At 63.5% G+C, this 21,234-nt stretch carries 28 protein-coding genes; 17 read left to right on the top strand and 11 right to left on the bottom strand.

Features of this window, described 5'->3' with window-relative positions; translation table 11 throughout:
- Nucleotides 1-3 precede the first annotated feature (3 nt).
- The 3 genes from H9532_RS10455 to H9532_RS10445 are packed head-to-tail and all read left to right on the top strand — an operon-like array spanning nucleotide 4 to nucleotide 2,428.
- Complete coding sequence (locus H9532_RS10455; protein WP_296368129.1) at nucleotides 4-822, top strand: metallophosphoesterase family protein; 819 nt, start codon at nucleotides 4-6, stop codon at nucleotides 820-822.
- Complete coding sequence (locus H9532_RS10450; protein WP_296368126.1) at nucleotides 822-1,532, top strand: phosphoesterase; 711 nt, start codon at nucleotides 822-824, stop codon at nucleotides 1,530-1,532. Before H9532_RS10455 ends, H9532_RS10450 begins: the two co-directional genes overlap by 1 nt.
- Complete coding sequence (locus tag H9532_RS10445) at nucleotides 1,529-2,428, top strand: alpha/beta hydrolase (RefSeq protein ID WP_296368124.1); 900 nt, start codon at nucleotides 1,529-1,531, stop codon at nucleotides 2,426-2,428. Before H9532_RS10450 ends, H9532_RS10445 begins: the two co-directional genes overlap by 4 nt.
- Here H9532_RS10445 and H9532_RS10440 read toward each other — a convergent pair.
- The 5 genes from H9532_RS10440 to H9532_RS10420 are packed head-to-tail and all read right to left on the bottom strand — an operon-like array spanning nucleotide 2,337 to nucleotide 7,100.
- Complete coding sequence (locus H9532_RS10440) at nucleotides 2,337-3,230, bottom strand: metal ABC transporter permease (RefSeq protein WP_296368121.1); 894 nt, start codon at nucleotides 3,228-3,230, stop codon at nucleotides 2,337-2,339. The genes H9532_RS10445 and H9532_RS10440 overlap by 92 nt on opposite strands.
- Complete coding sequence (locus H9532_RS10435; RefSeq protein ID WP_296368119.1) at nucleotides 3,223-3,993, bottom strand: metal ABC transporter ATP-binding protein; 771 nt, start codon at nucleotides 3,991-3,993, stop codon at nucleotides 3,223-3,225. The genes H9532_RS10440 and H9532_RS10435 overlap by 8 nt, the downstream gene beginning before the upstream one ends.
- 6 nt (nucleotides 3,994-3,999) lie before the next feature.
- Nucleotides 4,000-4,962: a metal ABC transporter substrate-binding protein gene (locus tag H9532_RS10430; RefSeq protein WP_296368117.1), complete on the bottom strand. Its 963-nt coding sequence runs from the start codon at nucleotides 4,960-4,962 to the stop codon at nucleotides 4,000-4,002.
- Nucleotides 4,963-4,999: 37 nt separating this feature from the next.
- Nucleotides 5,000-6,109, bottom strand: coding sequence for a hypothetical protein (locus H9532_RS10425; RefSeq protein ID WP_296368115.1), 1,110 nt, complete (start codon nucleotides 6,107-6,109; stop codon nucleotides 5,000-5,002).
- A 7-nt stretch (nucleotides 6,110-6,116) separates the two neighbouring features.
- Nucleotides 6,117-7,100, bottom strand: a complete 984-nt coding sequence (locus H9532_RS10420) for a GTP-binding protein (RefSeq protein ID WP_296368114.1) — start codon at nucleotides 7,098-7,100, stop codon at nucleotides 6,117-6,119.
- An 82-nt stretch (nucleotides 7,101-7,182) separates the two neighbouring features.
- On the opposite strand from H9532_RS10420, the gene H9532_RS10415 reads away from it, so the two are divergent.
- The 10 genes from H9532_RS10415 (at nucleotide 7,183) to H9532_RS10370 (ending at nucleotide 13,518) form a co-directional block, all read left to right on the top strand.
- Nucleotides 7,183-7,593 (top strand): transcriptional repressor, encoded by a 411-nt coding sequence (locus H9532_RS10415; RefSeq protein ID WP_296368112.1) that lies wholly within the window; start codon nucleotides 7,183-7,185, stop codon nucleotides 7,591-7,593.
- Nucleotides 7,586-8,779 carry an FAD/NAD(P)-binding protein gene (locus tag H9532_RS10410; RefSeq protein ID WP_296368110.1) on the top strand — a complete coding sequence of 398 codons (1,194 nt, stop codon included), beginning with the start codon at nucleotides 7,586-7,588 and terminating at the stop codon, nucleotides 8,777-8,779. Before H9532_RS10415 ends, H9532_RS10410 begins: the two co-directional genes overlap by 8 nt.
- A 147-nt stretch (nucleotides 8,780-8,926) precedes the next feature.
- Nucleotides 8,927-9,343, top strand: coding sequence for a hypothetical protein (locus H9532_RS10405; RefSeq protein WP_296368108.1), 417 nt, complete (start codon nucleotides 8,927-8,929; stop codon nucleotides 9,341-9,343).
- A gap of 208 nt (nucleotides 9,344-9,551) precedes the next feature.
- Nucleotides 9,552-9,731 (top strand): hypothetical protein, encoded by a 180-nt coding sequence (locus H9532_RS10400; RefSeq protein ID WP_296368106.1) that lies wholly within the window; start codon nucleotides 9,552-9,554, stop codon nucleotides 9,729-9,731.
- A gap of 110 nt (nucleotides 9,732-9,841) precedes the next feature.
- On the top strand, nucleotides 9,842-9,967 hold the full coding sequence (locus tag H9532_RS10395; RefSeq protein ID WP_296368104.1) for a hypothetical protein: 126 nt from the start codon (nucleotides 9,842-9,844) through the stop codon (nucleotides 9,965-9,967).
- Between the two features lie 781 nt (nucleotides 9,968-10,748).
- On the top strand, nucleotides 10,749-11,237 hold the full coding sequence (locus tag H9532_RS10390; protein ID WP_296368102.1) for an SLOG family protein: 489 nt from the start codon (nucleotides 10,749-10,751) through the stop codon (nucleotides 11,235-11,237).
- A gap of 50 nt (nucleotides 11,238-11,287) precedes the next feature.
- Nucleotides 11,288-11,941, top strand: a complete 654-nt coding sequence (locus tag H9532_RS10385; RefSeq protein WP_296368100.1) for a siphovirus Gp157 family protein — start codon at nucleotides 11,288-11,290, stop codon at nucleotides 11,939-11,941.
- Between the two features lie 84 nt (nucleotides 11,942-12,025).
- Nucleotides 12,026-12,874 (top strand): RAD52 family DNA repair protein, encoded by an 849-nt coding sequence (locus tag H9532_RS10380; RefSeq protein WP_296368098.1) that lies wholly within the window; start codon nucleotides 12,026-12,028, stop codon nucleotides 12,872-12,874.
- Nucleotides 12,875-12,901: 27 nt separating this feature from the next.
- On the top strand, nucleotides 12,902-13,129 hold the full coding sequence (locus H9532_RS10375) for a DUF433 domain-containing protein (protein WP_296368096.1): 228 nt from the start codon (nucleotides 12,902-12,904) through the stop codon (nucleotides 13,127-13,129).
- Nucleotides 13,129-13,518, top strand: coding sequence for a DUF5615 family PIN-like protein (locus tag H9532_RS10370; protein WP_296368094.1), 390 nt, complete (start codon nucleotides 13,129-13,131; stop codon nucleotides 13,516-13,518). Before H9532_RS10375 ends, H9532_RS10370 begins: the two co-directional genes overlap by 1 nt.
- A gap of 49 nt (nucleotides 13,519-13,567) precedes the next feature.
- Here H9532_RS10370 and H9532_RS10365 read toward each other — a convergent pair whose 3' ends face one another.
- The gene (locus H9532_RS10365) at nucleotides 13,568-13,798 is read right to left on the bottom strand and encodes a hypothetical protein (protein ID WP_296368092.1); all 231 of its coding nucleotides are present in this window, start codon (nucleotides 13,796-13,798) and stop codon (nucleotides 13,568-13,570) included.
- Nucleotides 13,799-14,310: 512 nt separating this feature from the next.
- On the opposite strand from H9532_RS10365, the gene H9532_RS10360 reads away from it, so the two are divergent.
- From H9532_RS10360 to H9532_RS10350, 3 genes are all read left to right on the top strand, one after another.
- On the top strand, nucleotides 14,311-14,526 hold the full coding sequence (locus tag H9532_RS10360; RefSeq protein ID WP_296368090.1) for a hypothetical protein: 216 nt from the start codon (nucleotides 14,311-14,313) through the stop codon (nucleotides 14,524-14,526).
- 147 nt (nucleotides 14,527-14,673) lie between these two features.
- On the top strand, nucleotides 14,674-14,871 hold the full coding sequence (locus tag H9532_RS10355) for a Nif11-like leader peptide family natural product precursor (protein ID WP_296368088.1): 198 nt from the start codon (nucleotides 14,674-14,676) through the stop codon (nucleotides 14,869-14,871).
- Nucleotides 14,868-15,158 (top strand): hypothetical protein, encoded by a 291-nt coding sequence (locus H9532_RS10350; protein WP_296368086.1) that lies wholly within the window; start codon nucleotides 14,868-14,870, stop codon nucleotides 15,156-15,158. Before H9532_RS10355 ends, H9532_RS10350 begins: the two co-directional genes overlap by 4 nt.
- Here H9532_RS10350 and H9532_RS10345 read toward each other — a convergent pair.
- Nucleotides 15,127-15,579, bottom strand: coding sequence for a DUF1810 family protein (locus H9532_RS10345; RefSeq protein ID WP_296368084.1), 453 nt, complete (start codon nucleotides 15,577-15,579; stop codon nucleotides 15,127-15,129). The genes H9532_RS10350 and H9532_RS10345 overlap by 32 nt on opposite strands.
- Nucleotides 15,576-16,175, bottom strand: coding sequence for a hypothetical protein (locus tag H9532_RS10340; protein ID WP_296368082.1), 600 nt, complete (start codon nucleotides 16,173-16,175; stop codon nucleotides 15,576-15,578). Before H9532_RS10340 ends, H9532_RS10345 begins: the two co-directional genes overlap by 4 nt.
- Nucleotides 16,176-16,272: 97 nt before the next feature.
- Between H9532_RS10340 and H9532_RS10335 the strand changes: the two genes are divergently transcribed.
- Nucleotides 16,273-16,608: a hypothetical protein gene (locus H9532_RS10335; protein WP_296368081.1), complete on the top strand. Its 336-nt coding sequence runs from the start codon at nucleotides 16,273-16,275 to the stop codon at nucleotides 16,606-16,608.
- A gap of 8 nt (nucleotides 16,609-16,616) precedes the next feature.
- Here the strand turns inward: H9532_RS10335 and H9532_RS10330 are convergent, their stop codons facing one another.
- Genes H9532_RS10330 through H9532_RS10320 form a run of 3 tightly spaced genes read right to left on the bottom strand, consistent with a single transcriptional unit; the run spans nucleotide 16,617 to nucleotide 21,177 of the window.
- A complete protein-coding gene (locus H9532_RS10330) occupies nucleotides 16,617-18,017 on the bottom strand; it encodes a DNA-processing protein DprA (RefSeq protein ID WP_296368079.1) in 1,401 nt (466 codons plus the stop codon).
- Nucleotides 18,014-20,101: a RecQ family ATP-dependent DNA helicase gene (locus H9532_RS10325; protein ID WP_296368077.1), complete on the bottom strand. Its 2,088-nt coding sequence runs from the start codon at nucleotides 20,099-20,101 to the stop codon at nucleotides 18,014-18,016. Before H9532_RS10325 ends, H9532_RS10330 begins: the two co-directional genes overlap by 4 nt.
- The gene (locus tag H9532_RS10320; RefSeq protein ID WP_296368075.1) at nucleotides 20,101-21,177 is read right to left on the bottom strand and encodes an STAS-like domain-containing protein; all 1,077 of its coding nucleotides are present in this window, start codon (nucleotides 21,175-21,177) and stop codon (nucleotides 20,101-20,103) included. Before H9532_RS10320 ends, H9532_RS10325 begins: the two co-directional genes overlap by 1 nt.
- Nucleotides 21,178-21,234: the final 57 nt, after the last annotated feature.

The raw sequence follows: 21,234 nt of genomic DNA, 5'->3' as shown, positions 1-21,234 counted from the left end.
GCCATGGCTCACGCCGTGATCTCCTGCCTGCACGCCAACCTGGCCGCCCTGGAAGCGGTCCTGAGCGACATCGATCAACGGGCCATCACCACCATCACCTGTCTGGGGGATCTGGTGGGTTACGGCCCCCAGCCCAATGAGGTGGTGAACCTGGTTCGGGAGCGTTCCATCCCCAGCTGTCAGGGCTGCTGGGATGAAGACATCATCGAGGGGCTGAATGCCTGTGAATGCAGCTACCCCTCACAGTTGGCGGAACGGCGCGGTCATCAGGCCCATCAATGGACGGCCGAGCAGCTGAGCGAGGAGAACAAGGCCTTCCTCGCCAGCCTGCCGATGACCTTGCGACGCGATCGGCTGCTGTTTGTGCATGGCAGCCCCAACAGTCAGCACGAATACCTACTGCCGGATATGGACGCCTTTGCTGCTCTGGAACGGGTCCAGACGGCCGACGCCGACACCCTGTTCTGCGGCCATACCCACCGCCCCTACGTGCGAGAGCTGCGCGATGGCGTCATCCGCGTGCGGGTGCAGACGCCGGCGGATCCGCAGGCAGCCGCCGAGCGTGAGATGGCCTTGCCCGTGCGCCGCATCGTCAACGCCGGCTCCGTGGGTGAACCGCGACACGGCAACACCCACGCCACCTATGTCATTCACGACGAGGCCACCGGCAACGTCGAGATCCGCGAAGTGCCTTACGACGTGGAGCGCACCTGCAGGGCCATCGTTGAGGTTGGACTGCCGCCGGTGTTCGCCTGGCGTCTGCGCCATGGCTTTGAGTACGCCGAGCGGGCCGATGACGCCAGCCACGTGTGTGAACGCTGATGGCACGCTGGGCACTGGTGAGCGGGTTGCAGGGCGACCTTGCGCTCTACGAGGCGATTCAACGGGATCTGCGCCAGCTGGGTCGAGTTGACACCCTGTTTGTGTTGGGTGATCTGATTGGTCCCGATCGGGATGCCAATGCTCTCCTGGATCGGCTGCAGGATCCCCGCCGAGGTGAGCTGGCGCCTCAGTGCATCTACGGCTGGTGGGAAGACCAGTTGCTCGCCGAACGCGGCTATCGCGGTGAACGGCGGGCTGACCCTCTGCGTCAGCAGTTCGGCCAGGCTGCCGTGGAGGCCCTGCAAGAAGCCGTGGATCCAGGGCATCTGGCCTGGCTGGCAGCCCTGCAGTTCGGCTTCATCGAACTGGATTGCGCCCTGCTGCATGGCAGCTCCGCCGATGTGGGCGATTGTTTGGGGCCGGAGAGCTCACCGCTGTTGCTGTTGGATCGCCTCACCCGCATGGATGTGAATCGCCTGTTCACCGCCCGCAGCGGCGAGCAGTTCTGCGTGGAGCTGGCGGGCGGGGGGATCGCGTCCACCGTGCGCGATCTGGCCGGTGAACGGCAACTTCAGCAGGTGGTGCCCCAGCGCAAGGTGATCGGCATCGGCGGTGGGCTCCGCTACAGCCTCTACGACCCAGGCAGCGACCGGATCGCCTTCCGGAGCGTGGGCCAACAGCCTGGATCCCGCGGTCGGGGCTTCGCATGACACCGGCATTCGGGGGAACCGCCGAACGCCTCCAGCTGGATCTGGGAGGTCATCGCCTGGGGGTCATCCTGGAGCGTTCCGGGCCCCGATCGGCACCGCTCTGGTTGCTGCTGCCGGCGCTGAGCACCGTCTCCAGTCGTGGCGAGTGGAAGCCCTTGGCGAAGGCCGTCGGTGATCAACGCCATCTCGTCAGTTTTGACTGGCCGGGTTTCGGTGAGAGCGATCGCCCAGCCATCACCTACGACGCGTCTTTCTTGCGTTCTGCACTCCGGGCGGTGTTGACCTATCTGCGTGCAACACACCCAGGTCGCATCACCGTGGTGGCAGCCGGCCACAGCGCATCCATCGCCCTGGGCCTGGCTGCTGAATGGTCGGCTCGTTGGCAGAGCCTGGTGGCGGTTGCCCCCACCTGGCGTGGGCCACTTCCCACCATGACCGGCTGGCCGCCCCAACAGTTCAGCTGGCTGCAGCAGGTGATCGCCGCACCGCTGATTGGACCGGCTCTGTACCGGCTCAACACCAGCCGAGCCGTTCTCAAGCTGATGTTGCGGCGTCATGTCTGGGTGGACCCTGACCTGTTGACCCCACAGCGGATTCGGGAGCAACAACAGCTGGCCCGCCGCCCGGGGGCTCGCTTCGCGAGCGTGGCCTTTGTGAGCGGTGGCCTTGATCCAGCGGTCGATCGAGCCTGGTGGCTCCAACAGGCTCGGTTGCTGCAATGCCCTCTGCAGCTGGTGGTGGCCGCCCAGGCACCACCGCGCTCGCGATCTGAAATGGAAGCCCTCGCCGCAGCGGCGGATCAGGTCAGTGTGGTTCCGGGGCGGCTGGGCCTCCACCAAGAATTTGGCGCCCTCCTGGCCCGGCAACTGCTGGGGAACGTCGCGTCGATTGACTGATCACCAACGCCACCACAAAGCCCAGGAATTGCACCATCACCACACACGGGCCTGAGGGCAGGTTCGTTAAACCCGATCCCAGTAACCCCACCAGGGCGCACCCTCCTCCCAGAAGAGCTGAACTGACCACATAAACAGGAAAGCGACGGCTGAGCAGGCGGCCTGCGCAAGCAGGAATCACCACAAATGCACTGATCAGCAAGACACCCACCGCTTTGATCGAGACCGCCACAACCACCGCCAGCAAAACAATGAAGGCCAGGCGGTGCCAGCCGCTGCGCACACCCATCGCCCCGGCGAGATCGGTGTTGAGCGTGAGCAGAACCTGAGCGCGAAGGCTCAGGCTCAGATACAGCAAAGCAACCAGAAGCAATCCACCGATCACGCCGAGATCCACCCAGCTGATGCCCAGAATGTCGCCGAACAGCAGCTGTTGAATCCCACCGCGATAGGTCTCCACCAGACTCAGGGCAAGCACAGCAGCCGCCAGCGAGCTCGAATACACAATGTTCAGCAGTGCATCGGTGGGCAAGGCGCTGCGTTGCACCAGTTGATGCACCAGCAAGGCGAAGACCACGGCAAACGGAATCAACACCAAGGTGGGATTGATCCCCAGCAAGATGCCCACGGTGATTCCCAGCAAGGCCGAATGGCCAAGCGCATCGCTGAAGAACGACAGCTGGCGCAAGACCGCAAAGCTGCCCAATAAACCACCCAGGCTGCCGGTGAGTAGCCCCCCCACCAGGGCACGTTGCATGAAGGGTTCGGCCAGGATGGAGGCCAGGGCGGCGGCGTCAGTCATGGTGCTGATGCCGGTAGGTGATCATGTGGGGCCCGTAGAGCTCATTCAGGCTCTGGGGGCTGAGGGCGTGATCGGGGCTGCCACTGCAGCGCAACCGCCGATTCAGGCAGAGCACCTGATCACAGCTGCGGCGCACCATATCGAGATCATGGGAGATCTGCAGCACCGTCCACCCTTCCTGACGCCGCAAGTTGAACAGCAGCTGTTGGAACTGCTCATTGGAGGGCGCATCCAGGCCCGCCTGGGCCTCATCCAACACCAACAACTGGCGGGGGCGCACCACACAAAACGCCAGGAGAACCCGCTTGAGTTGACCGCCTGAGAGCTCACTGAGCAAGCGCTGGCCCAGTTCCTCGCAACCGGTGCGCTGCAGGGCCTGTTGCACCGCAACATGGCGGTTGCGCTGATCCTTCCAGGGAAGGCGCAGCCCTGGGGGGTCGAAGCCGAAGCCGACGAACTCCGCCACGGTGAGCGGGAAACGCCCTTGCAGAGCCAGAGTCTGGGGCACATAAGCGATCTGGGCGCGGACGGCTCGAGGCAGCTGCCCATCGATGCCTAGCGGCTGCCCAAGGATTTCCACCGCACCGGATCGCCGGGGCACCAGCCCCAGCAAGGCGGCCACGAGGGTGCTTTTGCCGGCACCATTGGGCCCCACCAGGGCGGTATCGCTTTCCGGGGAAAGGGCGAAGGTCACGCCCTCCACCGCAAGCCGGCCGCTCCGCTCAACGCTGAGATCTTGGACCTGCAGGACGGGCTGACGCATCAGGACTCAGCCACCAAAGGCCTGGATCAGATCGGCCACATTGCGGCGCATGACCACAAAGTAGGTCTGAGGGTCGCTGGCGGACTGGTCTGAACCCGTTTCGAGGGGGTCGAACACGCTGATCTTGATGCCCAGATCCTTGGCGAGGGTGTTGAAGGAGCGCTGACCCTCCTGCGGTTCGCTCAACAGGGCCTTGAGCTGGGTTTGCCTGACCTCGGCGGCCACCCGCTGGAGGTCAGCCGGGCTGGGGTTCAGCTCCGGCACATCCACCAGGAAATCAGCCTTGAGGTTGTAGCGCTGGGCGAAGTAAGGGGCGAAATCGTGGAAGGCAATGAACGTCTTGCCGCGATAAGGCTTCAGTTCGGTGGCGAGTTCATCGTTCAGCACCCGCAGCTCTGCGGTGTAGGCCGCTGCATTGCGCTTGTATCCCTCAGCGCAGCTGGGGTCGGCTTTGACAAGGCCATCGCGGATGGTTTCCACCTGCTGAACAGCCCGCAGCGGATCGAGCCAGATGTGGGGATTCACCGCTCCATGGGCATGTCCATGGCCCTCGTCCTCTCCATGCTCATGGCCGTGCTCCGCTTCGCCTTCGGGCGAGTCGATGGTGGCAATCCCGCGGCTGGAATCAATCACAGCCAGCTGGCTGTTGCCGGCGGAGGCCACCAGCTTGTCGAGGAAGCTCTCCATCTCCAGCCCGTTCTTCACGAGCACGCGGGCCTGGCGCAGCGCCGCCAGATCTCCTGGCTTGGCCTGAAAGTCGTGGGGGCCTGTGGTCGGTGGGACCAACGCCTTGACCGTGGCGCAATCCCCGGCGACGGCGCGGGTGAACAGGGTGATCGGCAGGAAGGTGGTGACCACCTCGATGCCCGTCGTCTCGGAGGGCTGATCAGCCTGTCGCGGAGCGCCACAGGCCACGAGAGATGCAGCCAGGAACAGGGCGCCAGGCAGGCGCCAAAACCGCAGACCCATCACCATCTGAAACGCCATAGCGATAATCGTTCTCATCTTATGGATTGGCTTTGAAGCCGCCACCGGCCCGTGCATGGGAGCGCTCCGCCGCTGGTGTCGTCACCGGCCACAGCCACCAGCGCCCCTGGGCATCACCAGCCGCCAGATGCCGTCCATCGCCACGCCAGCCGAGGTTGTTGAATCCGGCTCCCTGACCTTCCAGCACCTGAAGCAAGTGCCCTTTTCCGTTCCAAAGAGCCACCGTGCCGTCCACAGAGGCGCTGGCCAAAAAGGTGCTGCCTGGAGCGAAGGCCAGTCCGCTCACCCGGCGTTGATGACAGAGCAAGGGCTCAGGTCGCCAGGCCTTGGCGCCCTGGTTGATCTGCGTCCAGAGGATCACGGAGTCGGCCGCAGCGCTTGCCAGCAGGGGAGCCAACCGTCCTGATCGGTCGCTCCAGGCCAGCAGGCGCACCTTGGCGGGAAAACCACTGAACTGCCAGGGTTGACCAAGGCAGTGCTCGGGCCAGACCAACAGCGAGCGATCCAGCAGTCCGCAGGCCAGATGGTGCCCAGGACCGGAAAAGCTCAGCGCCAATCCAGCTGACGCGATGCTGTTTCGCAGCGGTGGTTCCCCCTCTGGCGCCTCTGCCGGTCGCCAGAGGGTCAGCTCCCCTTGGCAGCTCGCTGCCAACTGCCCCCCGTCGCGGCTCCAGGCCAGCGATTGCACGCTGCCCGGCAGAGCAAGCGGGTCTTCACGCCATTGCCGCAGCGCTCCATCCCAGAGGCGGACCTGCCGTCCGCTGGCCACCGCGAGCAACAACCCATCGGGTTGCCAGGCCGCTGCATCGATCCAGCCACCGCCCAGCGCCATGGGGCCCATCGCCAGGGGCCTGACTCCTGTGCCGCCCAGCTCCCACAGCAACAGCTCACCGCTCTGGCCGGCGGCCATCAGGAACTGGCCGTCGTCGCTGAAGCCCACCACATCGAGGCTGCTGTTGTGCTCGCCCCGCAACAGCTCCTCGCAGCCGGCGCGGAAATCGAGCAAGAGCAGTTCGCCGCCGGCGCTGGCGATCGCCAGAAACTCTCCATCGGCCGACCAGGCCAGAGCCGTGATCGGTTGCTGCAGATCCCCGCAGAGCCGCTCGCTCACCAAGGGCGCCTGTGCCATGGCTGAGTCAGGCCACGCAGGCTGCGAAACCGGCCCGCAGGCCATCGGGTTCCAGATCGCGACCGATGATCACGAATTCGGTGCGGCGCCGCTCACCGTCGTGCCAGGGACGATCGAAGTCACCGTCGATCAGCATGTGCACCGACTGGAGCACATAACGCTCATCCTTACCAGCCAGCTGGATGATGCCTTTCATCCGGAACAGATCCGGTCCGCGGCTGCCCACCAGATCAGAGATCCAACGGCCGAGCTTTTCGAGGTCCATGGGTCGCTCCTCGACCAAGGCCACCGAGCTCACGGCAGCATCGTGCTCATGGTCATGCTCCTCGGCCAGGAATCCTGGATCCAGACTGAGGGCGCGCTCCAGTTCAAAGGCCTCAACACCGAGGATCTGATCCATCGGCACATTGGCCATGTGGCTCGTGAGCAGACGGGCCATGGGGTTGATCGCCCGTACCCGCTGCTCCACCAGCTCCCGTTCGGCGTCATCCACGAGATCGGCCTTGTTGAGAACGAGCACATCGGCGAACGCCAGCTGCTCCTGGACTTCCTCGCTGAACCAGTGTTGCTGGACGTGGAGCAGATCCACCAGGGTCACCACCGCATCGAGCCGCAGCTCATCGCGCAGGTCTTCATCCACAAAGAAGGTCTGGATCACAGGGGCTGGATCCGCTAGCCCGGTGGTTTCGATCACCAGGTGGTCGAAACGGTCGCGCCGCTTCATCAGGTTGCCGATGATCCGGATCAGATCACCGCGAACGGTGCAGCAGATGCAGCCGTTGTTCATCTCAAAGATCTCTTCATCGGCATCCACCACCAACTGGTTGTCGATGCCCACCTCACCGAACTCGTTCACGATCACCGCCACCTTGAGCCCGTGCTCGTGGGTGAGGATCCGGTTGAGCAGGGTGGTCTTCCCGGCCCCGAGGTAGCCGGTGAGCACGGTCACCGGTAAACGCTCAGCGGCGGGAACGGGGCTGGAGAAGGCCATGGCCAGAGGAGCCGGACCACAGTCCGACTGGGAGTAAGAATGGTTCTCGTTCTAGCAAGACCTGAGGTTCCGGTCAGGCTCGATGGGCTCCGCGATCACCCAACCCCGCCAGCAGCACCTGCTTCATGTGCTCCAACAGGCTGAGTGCGAGCTGAGCGCCCAGGCGCTGCATCAGCGCCTCAGGGCCACCAACCGCTCCACCGGGCTGGCCACGGTGTATCGCGGTCTCAAGCTGTTGCAGCAAGCCGGGCTGATCCGATCCCGCAAGCTCGCCAATGGCGAAACCCTCTACGCCCCCGTGGAGCGAGACGACCACCACCTCATCTGCGTGCAGTGCGGCGCGATCCAGGCCTTGCCGCACTGTCCCCTGGGCACCGCTGGTTTGGGGCTTGGCGCCGTGCTGTTGCAAGGGTTCAGGCCGCTGTTTCACACCTTTGAGGTTCATGGCCTCTGCAGCCGCTGCCAGCACCAGGAGGCCTGTCTGGATGGCTGATCTGGTGATTGCCGGTGCCGGGCCTCACGCGCTCAGCCTCTGTTGCCAACTGCTGCAGAAACGACCGGCCTGGCGCCGACGCCTGCGCATCCTCGATCCGAGTGGCCACTGGCTGAACCGTTGGCAGCGGCAGATGCGGCAGTTCGAGATACCCTGGCTGCGCTCACCCTCGCCGCACCATCCTCATCCCAATCCGAACGCCCTGCGCAGCTACGCCTATGGATGTCATCGCAGCGGTGAACTGGAAGGGCCCTACGGCCAACCCCATACCGGGTTGTTCAACACGTTCTGCATGCAGGTTGCCGAGGAGTTCGGCCTGGCTGATGCCGTAGAGCCGCTGGCTGTGGAGGCTGTGGTTCTCGGCCGCTCCTCTCGCGATCGGCTTGAACTGACGTTCAGCGATGGATCCCAGCAGGAGGCACGTCATCTGGTGGTTGCCACTGGACCCACAGCTCCTGTGTTGCCCTGCTGGTTGAACGGGCTGGCAGACGGGGGCTACCCGAGCCCGGCCTTGCAGCACAGCCAGAATTTGGACCTTGAGGCTTGCGGCGATCTCAAGGGGCAGGACATCCTGATCGTGGGTGGCGGCCTTACCAGCGCACACCTCAGCCTTGGTGCGATCAGGCGTGGTGCGCGGGTCACGCTGCTGATCCGCCGCAACTTACGGATCAAACCTTTTGACGCCGATCCCGGCTGGCTGGGGCCGAAATACCTCAAGGCGTTCCAGCGCGAAACCTGTATGCGTCAACGCTTGCAGGCGATTCAAGGTGCCCGCGATGGAGGCTCCGTTACTCCACCATTAATTCATGCCCTCACGCAGGAACAGAACAGCGGCAGGCTTGAACTGCTGGAGCACGCCCAAGTCCAGGCTGCCAATTGGCTTCACGGTCGCTGGATCGTCCAGCTGCAGGGCGGCGGCGCTGAACTCTCAGCGGATCGTCTCTGGCTGGCGACTGGTCATCACGGCGGTGTCAGTCACCATCCCTTGGCCGCTCAACTGCAGCACCAACGACCGATGGAACTGGTTGATGATTGGCCCGTTCTCAACGTCGATCTGAGTTGGCCGCAGACGCCTGTGCACCTGATGGGTGCCTTGGCCTCACTCCAGTTGGGCCCTGCGGCTCGCAACCTGTTCGGAGCGCGAGAAGCTGCCCAGAGGATTTGTCGGACGTTGATCAAGGCCTGATCAATCGGACTTCACGCAACCGCGCTGGACGTTGCGCGTTGGACCCGCGGATGAGGTGGCGACGCTGTTTCGCCCTTAGGGAGCACCGGAGAGGGGTCTGATGTGACTGTGGTGTTGCAGCTGAACCGATGATTGGTTCTCCTCCTGTTGCACCAGCTTCCAGTGCTGCGCCATCTGAGCCCCCTGTTGCTTCTGGCTGCTTTGAGCGGAGCAGCGCAAGCTGCGCCCTTCAGCTACGACCCGGTGTCGTTTGCCGGCTACGCCAACCAGGTGTTCAAGAACAAGGGGGAGAAGATCTTTGTACGCAACCTTGGAACCTGCCTGCGGGAGGGCAAGGACCGCAGCGGCTACCGCTGCCTGAGCGGTGAGCTGCTGCAGGATTTGCCCGCGCAGAAGGGGCGCAACTTCTGCAAACTCGATGCGCTTTGGTACGTGCCGCTGAGCAAGACCGTTCAGTACCGCACGGCCAGTTGTCAGTTCAAAGGCGATCAGCAGCGGATGATCGAGGGTGGTCAGCAGTTGCTCCGCAAAGGGCTCGAGCAACTGGAGAACTACAGCCGATAAGTCGGCGAGGTGCACCCCTTCCTCGCGATCAGGAGGAGAGAGATCATGCGCAGCGGCAGTGGTTGTTCCCACGCAAGCAGTGGACTCCGGTGGCGATACAGAGACGCAGCTACAAGCGACCAACACTTTGCTGTTGTGACTGTCCCGGGCCCTGATGGATCTGGGATCGTCCACAACACCTTTGAGCTGGAGTGAGCTTCACGAGGTGATGGAGCATCTGAACGCCGGGTACCTGCAGCTGGGCCTGTTTGCTCTGGCCTTCGGTGGTTTGCAGATCTGGTGGATCAGCAGCACGATTCGTGGCCGGCGCCGGGCCAGGCCGATGAATCAGCAGGAGTTCAAGCGGAGCCTCGAAAGGATCTGGGCCCGAGAAGAGCAGCGCCCGTGAGGCCTTGGATTGTGTTGGTCTCAGCCGCCTTGATTGGAGGGTGTGCCGCGACGCCATCGGTTTGCCTCGATGGTGGGCGATCCTGCGCGGCGGCCCAGGCACCGGCCGGGATGCGCAGTGTTCGCAAAGGCCACCGGATCATCCGCGCCGACTGGCTGGAGAAGACCAACAAAGAATCGGGTGTGCCTGATATCGGCATCCAGGCGGAGTGGGCGCCGGTGGTGGAACGGGAATGAATGGAGCAGCGAGCAAGCTGACAATCCACGACCTCGTCGGCACCATCGTGGTGTTGCAGGTTCACGGCACGTGCTCGCAGGAAGTTTGGCTCTGCTGATCGGCCTGAGTGATGTCCAGATCCAAGGGATCTGTGCTCGATGGAGCAATCGGCGCATCAACGGATCTGAGGCCTACGGGATGCTTCAGCTCAAGCAGTTGCCTCCAGCTCCCTACCCCGGCGCGACACAGGCTGACCGTATGGATGCTGCCGTGGCGCAAGTGTGTAGGTCTCGACTACAGCTACCGGGAACCTAGTTCGTTGCAGCAAGCGCACGCCGTAAGCGCTCAGTCGCCACCCTGCGGCGGAATTTGAGGATGTCACACGGCGCCAGGGCTAGGCGAGCCGGCGTAGCCGCTGCGCGGACACCGGCCCTGGCGCTCGCGTGATCATTACCTTCCTTGCCGCCGCCGGGATGTGTGGCGTTGGTTCTGCAGGCATGGCGTCCTCCCGCGGCTGCGGTGGCCCGGCGCATTGGGGCCCGTCTGAGGCGCCTGCAAGCGCTCTTGATGGCTTCGTTCTGGAGTGTTTCCGTGTGCTCGGCTCTTTGACGAATAGCCATGCTGCTGATGCCTCAGATGCCTGGTTCTAGAGCCGTAAAGATTCAAGAAGAGAGCCTCGCAGACCCCGTCTCACCTAGCGCATAGTACGCCCGTACTGATACAATTGAGGGGTGATCAAGGGATGGCCTCCGCTGTAGCCGGAGCCCTTGAAAGAAATCCTTCTACGCTCATTTTCTTCCCATGCTTTCGCTTGCTCAGGCCGCCGCATTGGCGCCGCCTGATGGTTCTCTATTTGCCTCGATCCTTCCGCCAGGTAGCGGCCAGCTCGTGGTTGTGGCCGGTGGTGGCCGTGATCTCACCTGGCCCCCCGAATTGATCGCCACCCATCTCCTGCGTGCCACCCGTGGCCGCCTGGTGCAGGCCCTGCTCCATGGCGCTGCCCGCGGCGCGGATCAAGCCATTGCCGCTGCTGCCGATCAGCTCGGTTGGCTTCAGATCGCCTGCCCCGCTGCCTGGAAGCAACACGGCCGCGCCGCTGGGCCGATCCGCAATCGCCAGATGCTCCAGCGCTCGCTCGATGTGTTGGCAGCCCTGCCTATGGGGGCCGGCCTTCTGGTGGTCGGCTTCCCCGGTTCACGTGGCACCGCCTCCCTGCTCGATCAGGCCCATCGCCTCAGCCGCCGCTCGGCCATTCCCATCGAGGTGCTCCAGATCCCACAGGCGGCATAGGCCAACGGCTCCATTCCCTTTCCTCCCCCATTCCTCACACCCACACACCGATGTCTGTCGCCATTCCCGTCACCACTCCTCCAGCCGCCTCCCCGCAGCTCCCCACCCTCTGGGAGCTCGGTACCGACCTCCAAGCCGAAACCTCCTGGATTGCTCGCCTCTCCGAACGCCTCGACACCGAGGACGACGACGAACGTGCTCTCGCCATTGCCGACCTCGAGGAATCCCTCGCCCTGGAAGACAACAAACGCGAGGCCTTCCTGCGCAAAGCCGATGCCACCTGTTGGGTGATCGAACGCCTCCGCGCAGAAGCCAACTACCACTCTTCTCAATCCAAGCGCTTCTCAGCTCTCGCCAAACGAGAAGACAACCGCGCTGACGCCCTCGAATCCACCCTCATCCATCTCCTCTCCCGCCTCGATCCATCCGCCACCGCCCACAACCTCCTCGATCACCGCCTCACCTCACGCACCACAGAAGCCATCGAGATCGATGACGCAGGTCTCCTCCCCCCAGATCTCCTCACCACCCAAACCACCACCACTCCCAACAAAACCTCCATCAAGGCCCGCATCCGTTCCGTCATCTCATCCGCCATCTCCGGCCTCCCCAAACCAGAAGCCGCCCACCTCGCCTTCTCCCTCTCCGCAACAGCCGTACCCGGCGCACGCCTCATCAAACGCCGCCACTGGTCCATCACCTGAGGGGGCCAGGGGCCCCTTCTCGATGGGGTTTTGCCGGTGCGGGCGCCACTTTCTTTCTTCCACTCCACACACAGATTCTTTGCCATGGCCATCACATCCACAGCCACCTCCCACTCAGCTCCAATTCGCCGCAACGCCACCAGCCGGCCACCCACAACGCTCCAGCTGCTGCGCGACACCCTCAGCCAAGACGCTGCTCAACCATCGCCCGCCCCTGCAACCGCCCACCTCGAGGGGGCCTCTGGCCCAGGCAGCGGCTTTTCGGAGAGGCAGGTGGCTGCTCTTTCGGCTCCCCTCGATCGGGCCAATGTGCGGCAGCGGGAGCAGGGCCGCAGCCGGGTGAGCTATCTCGAGGGGTGGCAGGTGATTGCAGAGGCCAACCGCATCTTTGGGTTTGATGGCTGGGAGCGCTGCACCCTGATCAGCCGCTGCGTGGCGGAACACGAACGCCCAATCGGGCGTGATCGCAAAAGCGGCTGGGGTGTCACCTACACGGCCCGCGTGCGCATCACGGTGACCGCCGGCCACCGCACCCTGATCCGTGAGGGCTCAGGCGCCGGCCATGGCATTGATGCCGACAAGGGCCTGGCCCATGAATCGGCCCTCAAGGAAGCGGAGACCGATGCCACCAAGCGGGCGTTGATGACCTTTGGCAATCCCTTTGGCCTGGCGCTCTACGACAAGCAGCAGCGCCAGGTGAGCGATGCCAAGGCGCCGGTTGCGGCGGCTGATGCTCCCCTCCAGCCTGCCGCCATCACTGGGCTGCAGGAACGGATCAAGGCCCTCGCCCCCGCTCGGCTCGAGGCCTTCTCCAAAGGCTTCCGCGCTGCCTTCCAGGTGCCTGAGGCTCAACCATCCCTGGCCGGGCTGATCACCACCAGCCGGCACCAGCGCTGGATTGAGAGCTTCCTCGCGGAATCCGCTACGGCTTGATCCCTTCGCGCTGCCTACGCTGATCCCATGGCCTTCTCTCGAATCACGCACGACCCAGCTGTGATGGGCGGTAAGCCCTGTATCCGCGGGCTACGGATCAGCGTTGGCACCATCGTTGGCCTTGTGGCCAGTGGCGTCAGCCGAGAGCGAATCCTGGCGGCTTACCCACTGCTGGAATCACCCGATATCGATGAGGCACTGGCTTACGCCGCCTGGCGCCTCGAGGAGCGAGAGGAGGCGCTGGTGCTGACCTGATGGCGCGGCTTCTGGTCGATATGAACTTGTCGACTGAGTGGATCCCTCTCCTTCAAGCAGCCGGTCACGAGGCGGTGCATTGGTCCGAGGTGGGCGATCCACGCGCTCCGGATGGCGACCTGATGGCCTGGGCCCTGGCCCATCGCTATGCGGTCTTTACCCACGATCTCGACTTCGGGACCATGCTTGCCCTCTCTGGTGCCGATGGCCCCAGTGTTCTGCAGGTGCGCTGCTTGAACGTGTTGCCTGAGGTGATCGGTTCGCTGGTGCTCAATCTTCTCGGGAGCTACAGCGATGAGCTGGATCAAGGTGCCCTGATCGTTGCCGATGAGCGCCGTCAACGGGTGCGCATTCTTCCTCTGGAACCGCGCAACCCGATCAACAGCTGACCCGCCCAACGGGAACAGCAGAAAAGGCCGGCCACCGCCGGCCTGGCCCTCAGCGGGCCTGATGAGCTTTGAACTCCAGCTCCTGATCGGCCTCAATCGCCCGATCAATCGCCTCCACCCGCGAGAGAAACACCGCCATCGCGGGCAGCAACTCCTCCTCAAGCAACGCGATCTCTTCCTCCCCATAGGGGTGATCGATCCAGGGCCTGGGAATCAGAAGCCCTTTGGCGGTGTGGGTGGCGAGCAGCCACTCCACGGCCCGATAGCAGGACTCAACCAAGGAGACCGGATCCTCAGGACCAAAACCAACGGCATGGCTGACCATGACGAACTGACGCCTTCCGGCGCAGCGACGGAACGCCTCAAGGACCGCTCCGCCAGTCAAGGGGCGAGTCCATCCGCTGATGCGCGGTGAGCACCGGCACAGCCGGGGCGATCGCGCCACACCAACCAGTCACTCGCCTCGCGTCAGCCCTTGACAAGGGGCGATCCTGGAGGTGCCCGGCGCGGCGCATCTGGTGGTGCGTCTTGAGCCGGTGCGGTGCATTTCAGGGACTGCTCACCCTCTCGGTGATCCACTCCTGGCCATAGACCTTGAGGCTCTTCCTTCCGGTCCGCACCAGCAATCGGCTCACCACACAGCCGCGGCGGCGCGTGCCATGGAAGCGGCGTGGACCCTCCCAGCGTGCCCACTGCGTCGAAGGCGGCAAGGATCAGGCCGGGCTGCTACGCAGTCCTTGCCGCCTTCGCCGCAGTGGGCCTCGGTCGGGGTGTTCCACGCCTTCCCCTTCCATGGCACGCCCCACCGCTCCCTGCTGCGAGATCCGCTTCCTGGTGCTCCACACCTATCCCGATGGCATCAAGGCCTATGGCCATGAGCGCATCACCACCCCGATCGGTCGTCGCGGGAAGCCTGTCAAAAAGCTCCGCCTGATCCCTGCTGAATCGGCCTATGCAATGGCCCGTTATTTCCAGGGCCGTAAGGGCACCACGGTCTCAGTGATCTGAGCTGCCTCGGGAGGCTTTGCCTCCCGCCGGCCGGTGTCCCGGCCGGTTTTCTCAGTGCTGACGCAAGGTTTGGCGGAGTGTGATCTGCGGAACCTGGCGCACTTCAGAGGCTCTTGGCATGGTGAGAGACCCAGGGGTTCCCCTCCCATGAGCTGGTCAGAGCTGGAGCGTTTTGTGGCCGACGTGGAGGCTGATGCAGCGCTCCAACGCGCCCTCAAGCACTGCCGCTCCCGCAAGGAGCTGATCCTGGCGGCACGGCGACTGGGCTACCGGATCACGCGGATGGATCTGCAGCGGGCGTGGCAGGAGGAGCAGCAGGAGAACGAACGCCAGGCGCAGGGATGAGCAGAGGCCTCCCCCACAACAAGCTGCAGGTGCACTACCGCGTCTTGCAGCAGGGCGAGACCGCCACGGTGTGGGTGGCTGGGACGACGGCTGGTGACACCGTGCCTGAGCGCTGGCCCGCTTGGCTGTCGATGAGCCGCATCCAATGGTTCCCGGCTTGGCTGGAGGGAGAGCAGCTCGACTGGGCGCTTCTGCAGCAGCTGCGCCTCAGTCACCCGATGGCGGATCAGGTTGCGGTGGATCGCGTCACCGTGCTCAGGCAGGGGGTGGTGTTACAGGAGCGCTGAGCAGGGCCTGTGTCTTGGGGCAGCGCCGGCCCAGCTGGTTCAGCAGTTCAGTAGCGCTTGACAGGCCAGCGGCTTCAAAGAGGGTCAGGCAGCTGATCGTTTTGGCTGTATCCAGGTGACTGCCCATCAAATGCTCGAGGCTTTGGCCGGGCAGCTCCAGCTGGTCGCAGATCACGCTGATCACCTTCTCCAGCCGCTGCCGCAAGCAGGGCTCTTCCAGGTAGGCCTGCGCTTCTGCCCGCCCATTGATCCCAAAGCGCTGCGCCATCGCTGAACGGCCCAGACCCTGCAGCTGCGGCAACACGAACCAGATCCAGTGGCTGCGTTTGCGTCCAGCCTTCAATTCAGCCAGCGCGCGCTCGTAGCTGCTTGGGTTCCCAGCGTTCTGAGCCGAGATGAAGCGCTGGAGCTTCGCGGTCATGGCTGACTGTCGTTGGCTTTGGTGATGCCTGCAAACCGCATGACGACGGGTGGCTTGACCGGCTTCAGTTGCTTGGCGGTGGCTTCCAGGAAGGCCACCAGGATCGTGATCAACAGGATGTAATCCCGAAGCGCTGCATCCAATGGGCCATGCGCTGATGGGGGTTGAGCGGCAAGAACGGCCTCGAGTGGCCCCCACAGCGGATTCGCGCGAACTTCGAGATAGACAGCCTCGAGTCGCATTCGATGGGTGTCGTCAGTGAGGGAGGCTGACTCGGCCGAATGGGCAAAGGCATTGCGCAGCCTGCGCAACACACCCAAGGCATGCTCCACCGCATCGTCGATGAGGCCGAGGCGATGGGCCAACGCCACCTTGGCGCCGAGGGAGCCCAGGGGGCGTTCCGGTTGGAAGAGCCCATCCCCTTTGCTCGGACCTGGAGCCATGACGGCCTGGAGCATGGTCTCCAGGGCTGCGTCCACGCGGGCTACGCCGACCAACACCGCCCCGCGGCCGCGTTCCTCGAGCATCTGCAGCGCAATCGTGCGTGCGGCTTGCGCCGCTACAGCCTCGGGACTCGGGGATTCAGTGGTGGTCACGGCGTGAAGCTGCTGAGTCCATCCTGGTTATTCGCAGGAGAACCTGCTCGCGATGATCACCCGGGGTTGAGGCTGGTCTTCAGTACAGAGCAAGACCATGCAAGTCATCGAACTCCAGCGTGACGACTGGAATTTCTTTTGCCCTTCAACAGGGGAGCGGGTGTTCAAGGAGAGCGGAGAGCCGAACGCCACCACCATTCGTGGAATCTGGTTTGATGAAGTTCCTAACGAGCCGGAAGCACTCGCGAGCGAGTTGCAGGGGGCATGGGCGGCTCATCAAGCCATTCAGGATGCTGCTGATGAGGCCGTCGACGTCATCGCATTCTTGAAAAGCGTTGATCAGCCTGGTTGGGTGGCCTTTGAAATCACGACATCAGGCATGGCCTGCGGACCGGTCTCCAATACGACCTGGACCGTGTTGGATCTGAGCTGAAGCGGAACTCAGCGCTTGCAATATCGGACTGGTTTGTTGAGTTTGCGAATCAGTCCTTCGCTGACAAGGTTCTTACACCAGGCCTTGATCTGAGGTTTGGTGCAGCCCAGGAGGGCTTCTAACTCATCCTCGGTTCGCTCCTCCGTCAACGCTTCGAGGAGCAGTTTGTTGGCCAGTGACAAGAGCTGCTCTGCAGGTGTCATGGACAACCCGACAGATAAGGGCTCGAGCTCGACTTCCGGAGCTGGTGGTTCGCCGCCGTCTGATGCGGCGACTGGATTCATCTCCACTTCAGTCGTCTCAGCGCGTGGTTCCTTGGCCGATGACTGTTCAGCACCAGAAGGGCGTGGCTCAAGGAGCGATTCCTGCACGACTTCCAAAGCCGACATTGCCGGAGCTGGTTCGCAAGTTTCGTGGGATGCGTTGGTGGGTGATGGCTGGCTGGCGATCACCTCCCTCAATCGTTCTGCTGTGGAGGGATAAGGCCAGAGCGCTGCACCTTGGTCATGCAGGGCCGCTAATCCTTCGCCACCACGAGGGTCGTCCACGACATAGAGAGGACAGCACTGGAGCTTGGTGAGCTGCTCGACGGCTCCTTCCCAGGTGCCACCACTGCCCTTCGCTGAGCTCATGACCAAGGCTGCATCGGCCAGGGCATAGATCAGCTTGTTGCGCCCGTGGGCCCGCCAGACCTGGAAGCGCGCGCTGGGTGCATCGGAGGAGAGCAGCAGCAATCGTCCATCAAGTAGGGCCTGGCGCCAGATGGGCTTGGCGCACATCTTCTCGAGACTGTCGGCTACGACGCCGATCGCATAGCCACCCGCCTGGAGCGCACCGACCATGGCGGCTTCGTCTACGCCTCGAGCAGCGCCGGAGACAATCGCAATGCCCGCTGCAGCCGCCAAAGCGCCGATCTGCTCGGTTTGCTGCAGCAGCGCTTCTGTGGTGGCACGCGAACCAACGACTGCTAACGCCGGTTGATGCAGCAGTTCGGGATTGCCGCAGGCGTAAAGCAGCGGAGGGGCCTGATGTTTAAGGCGTTGTTTGTAGCGCCGCGGATAGGCCTCATCAGCGCGACCGATCACCGTGATGGAGCGGTTGGCCCAGTGCTCAATCGCTTGGCTCAGCTGAAAGCCTCGCGAGAGCAATTGGTTGAGACGCGCTTGGTCAAGCTCCGGAGGTGCGGCACTGAGCAGGGCCTCTTTTGAGCCGTTCAGAAGGTCGGCGGGCTGATGCTTCGTCTGGAGCAGGCTTTTGGCCAGCTGGCTGTACTCGCCGGCGCTCAGGACCTTGGCACCTGCTGCTCCGGAGTCACCGCCCGCCAGCAGGGGCGAGGTGAGGAGGAGGACTGCTTGCGTGTTGTCCGAAAGGGTGGCTGGACCCATCGGTGGCGCGGGAGCGAGGGTCATCGGCCTTGCCCAGTCTGGGCCAATGCAAGCGGAAAAACAGGGCCACTGCCGGCCGCTCGCAGCTGCCAGGCGGCCACAGCAAAGGTCCAGCGGCTGTCGACCATGTCGTCGACCAAGAGGCATGGCCCTGAAGGCAGCTCCTGGGCGACCGCAAAAGCGCCATCCAGGTTGCGCACCTGTTGGGTGCTGTTCTGCATGGCCTTTTGCTGCTCGTTCTGCCGCGCCTTGGCGAGTGCGGCATAGAAAGGCAGATCCAGCGCATCGGCTAGGCGCGCAGCAAAGTCGGGAACCAGTTCGGGATGACGGCTGGAGGGGATGCAGCAGACCCATTCCGGCCTGGGTGATGGATTCCACCGCCCGACCAGCGCCACGCAAGCGTCAACCAGGCTCTGGTCGAAGACGCCATCTCTGTACTTGCCTTGCTCCACGAGGTCACCCCAGCCGGCGTCACTCCAGTAACAGAGGGCGCGACCCCACTGCGCCTGTCGCTTAGTACCAATGTACTTGTTTCTGTCGGGAGCGAAGCTTGGAATCCCCCAAAGCGGCCATTCCTGGCGTGGGCCGATCGGAATATCCAGGCGCTTCAGGTACTCCGCCGCCTGGATGGCCAGGGCCTGATCAACAGCCTCACTCAGGGGCGCCAGGGTCGGTGCGGTCACGGTGGATGGGTCGCCATCGAGAGCCCGCACCACAAACGGCATGTGACTGCCGTAGGGAAGCTTGAGGAAGGTCTGCATCTCGCTGAGCTCTTCTTCACGGCGCTGCGCAAGCCGTTCGACGCGCTGCCAGAACGCTGGCGCCAGATCGGCGGGGAGACGTTGCCACATGCCTTTGGTGGAGCCCACTGGAGCGGGAACCTCCAGCGACAGCAGCTTGAGTGTTTGCTGGATGCGTTGCTCGCTCAGATTGATGGTCTCCATGAGGCGGTTGATGTGGAGACCTTCTTCCGGTGCAGCGTCCAGTGCGATCAGGACCTCTTGCACGTCTGATCGTGTTGGGAAGGCGTTGTTGATGAAGAACTGATTGATGCGTTCGTCTTCCCGGCCGGAGAGCAGCACACCCCGCGCTGCCTGCAGTGCACGCCCAGCCCGGCCGACCTGTTGGTAGTAGGCCACCACAGAACCAGGCATCTGGTAGTGGAAGACGTAGGCGAGGTTGGGCTTGTCGTAGCCCATGCCAAGGGCTGTGGTGGCGACAAGAACATCCAGATCGTCTTGGATCAGGGCTTCCTCCAGCCGCTCTCGTTCTGCTGCATCTTTTCCACCGAAGTAGGCCTCCGCCTTCACGCCGCATTCCTTCAGCCAACCGGCCACCACGCGGGCATCGCGCTTGGTGAGGGTGTAAACAATCCCACTACCTTCCATGGTGGGGATCGTGCTGGCGAGCCAAGCCAGCCGTGCGGTTTGGCTGTTGAGCTTCAGGGTTTGGAGGGTGAGCGAGGCGCGGTTGAGGTCTCCGCGCAGTTGAAAGAGGCTGGGGCCCAGTTCAGTGGCCAGGTCGTCCATCACCCGCTGGCTCGCCGTGGCGGTAGTGGCCAGCAACGAAACATTGGGGATGGTTTTCACCAAACGCCCGAGGCGGCGGTAATCGGGGCGGAAGTCGTGCCCCCAGTCGGAAATGCAGTGGGCTTCATCGATCACCACAAGGCTGGGGTTGAGACCTGCCATTGGCCCCAGGATGAAACGTTCGCTGTGCAGCCGTTCGGGTGAGATCAGCAATAGGTCGATCTCCCCTGCGGCCACCTGCTCTTCAACGGCCTGCCAGTGGTGTTGATTCTCTGAGTTGACGGTGACGGCGCGCAGCCCCATGCGCTGAGCCGCCGCGACCTGGTTGCGCATCAACGAGAGCAGCGGGGAAATCAGCAGGGCCGGCCCCATTCCTGCATCGCGGTACAGGAGTGTGGAGATGAAGTACACAAAGCTCTTGCCCCAGCCCGTCTTCTGCACCACGAGCACGCGGCTGCCTTGGCTGCAGACGGCTTGGATGGCCTCCAATTGACCATCGCGAAAGTCAGCCGAGGGGTTGCCCGAGCCAAGACGAAGCAGCTCCAGTGCCCGTGCGTGGCGAAAAACGCTGACGGCCATCAGTCTTCCGCGTCTGGACTGCGATCGATGGAGCCCCTCAACCGCTGCGCCACCACCACATTGGCCATGGCCTGCACGGTGGGGTTCATGCCCTGGATCCGCACGGGACCGTCGAACACAGCCTGACCACGAGGGTCTTCATCGGCGAGGCGGCCTAGGAGTTCATCGAGGAAGCTGCTGGCGGCGGATTTGACGCAGGAGAAATCCAGGATCAGCGGCTCGCCGTCCATGGCAGGCAGGAGGCTCTGGATTTTGCGGCGCAGCAGCTTGGCGGGGGCGCGGCCGCCGGTGTGGAGGCATTCAGCGGCCACATTGAGGCCGGTGTCGCTGGCGGCGTCTGTTTGGGTGTTGAGGAAGAGACACTCGGCACCGGTGGCGGAGGCGATCCAGGTGTTGGCGAGGTCAACGGGTTTGCTCGTGTCGAGCGAGAACATCACACCAGTGCCGAACACCGCTGGCATGGATTGGAAGCCCGGGCGACGCTTGCTTTTGTTGAGCTCGTAGACCACATCACCGGTCCAGATCTGATAAGTGCCGCCGTTGAGGCGAACGATCTCGTAGGAGCCGGCCATGCCGTTGCCCTGGCCGATGGCGGGATCGCGGGTGACGCCACGCTCAATTGCCTTGTCGATCGCTTGGCCGTAGCTGCGCACGTCGGGGAAGGCGGGTTGCAGAGAGCCGAGCAGCCCGCGGCCCATGTCGCAGATGCCGATATCGAAGCGTTGCTGTTTGGGGCGGTACTGAGCGCAGACCACGCCCGGTGTTTCAGAAGCGGCGTGGGTGAGGATGTTGCCAAGAATCTCGTTGGCCAGCCACTCGAGCGCTGGGATGAAGGCAGAGGCGTTGTCGACGGCGGCCAGGGCGATGGCGCAGATGGCATCTACCGCCTGGAACTGCTGGTCTTCTGTAGCGATTGGCGTGAGGGGCAATACGCCAACAGTGGGAGCCTTGGCCGGCTGAACATTGGCGTTGGACCCTGGGATATCGAGCAGCTGATTCAATCCGATGAGCTGCAGGGCTGCGAGTGTTTTGGCCTCGCCGCGCAGCTTGATGGTGGTGCCAGTGCTCCTGGCCATCAGCCCCCAGGCGCCGATAAACGCCAACACATCTATGGCAGGGATGTCGGCGAAGCT

This window comes from Vulcanococcus sp. Clear-D1 (assembly GCF_014654725.1).
Taxonomy (GTDB): Bacteria; Cyanobacteriota; Cyanobacteriia; order PCC-6307; family Cyanobiaceae; genus Vulcanococcus.
This window is presented reverse-complemented; position numbering and strand designations above follow the sequence as displayed.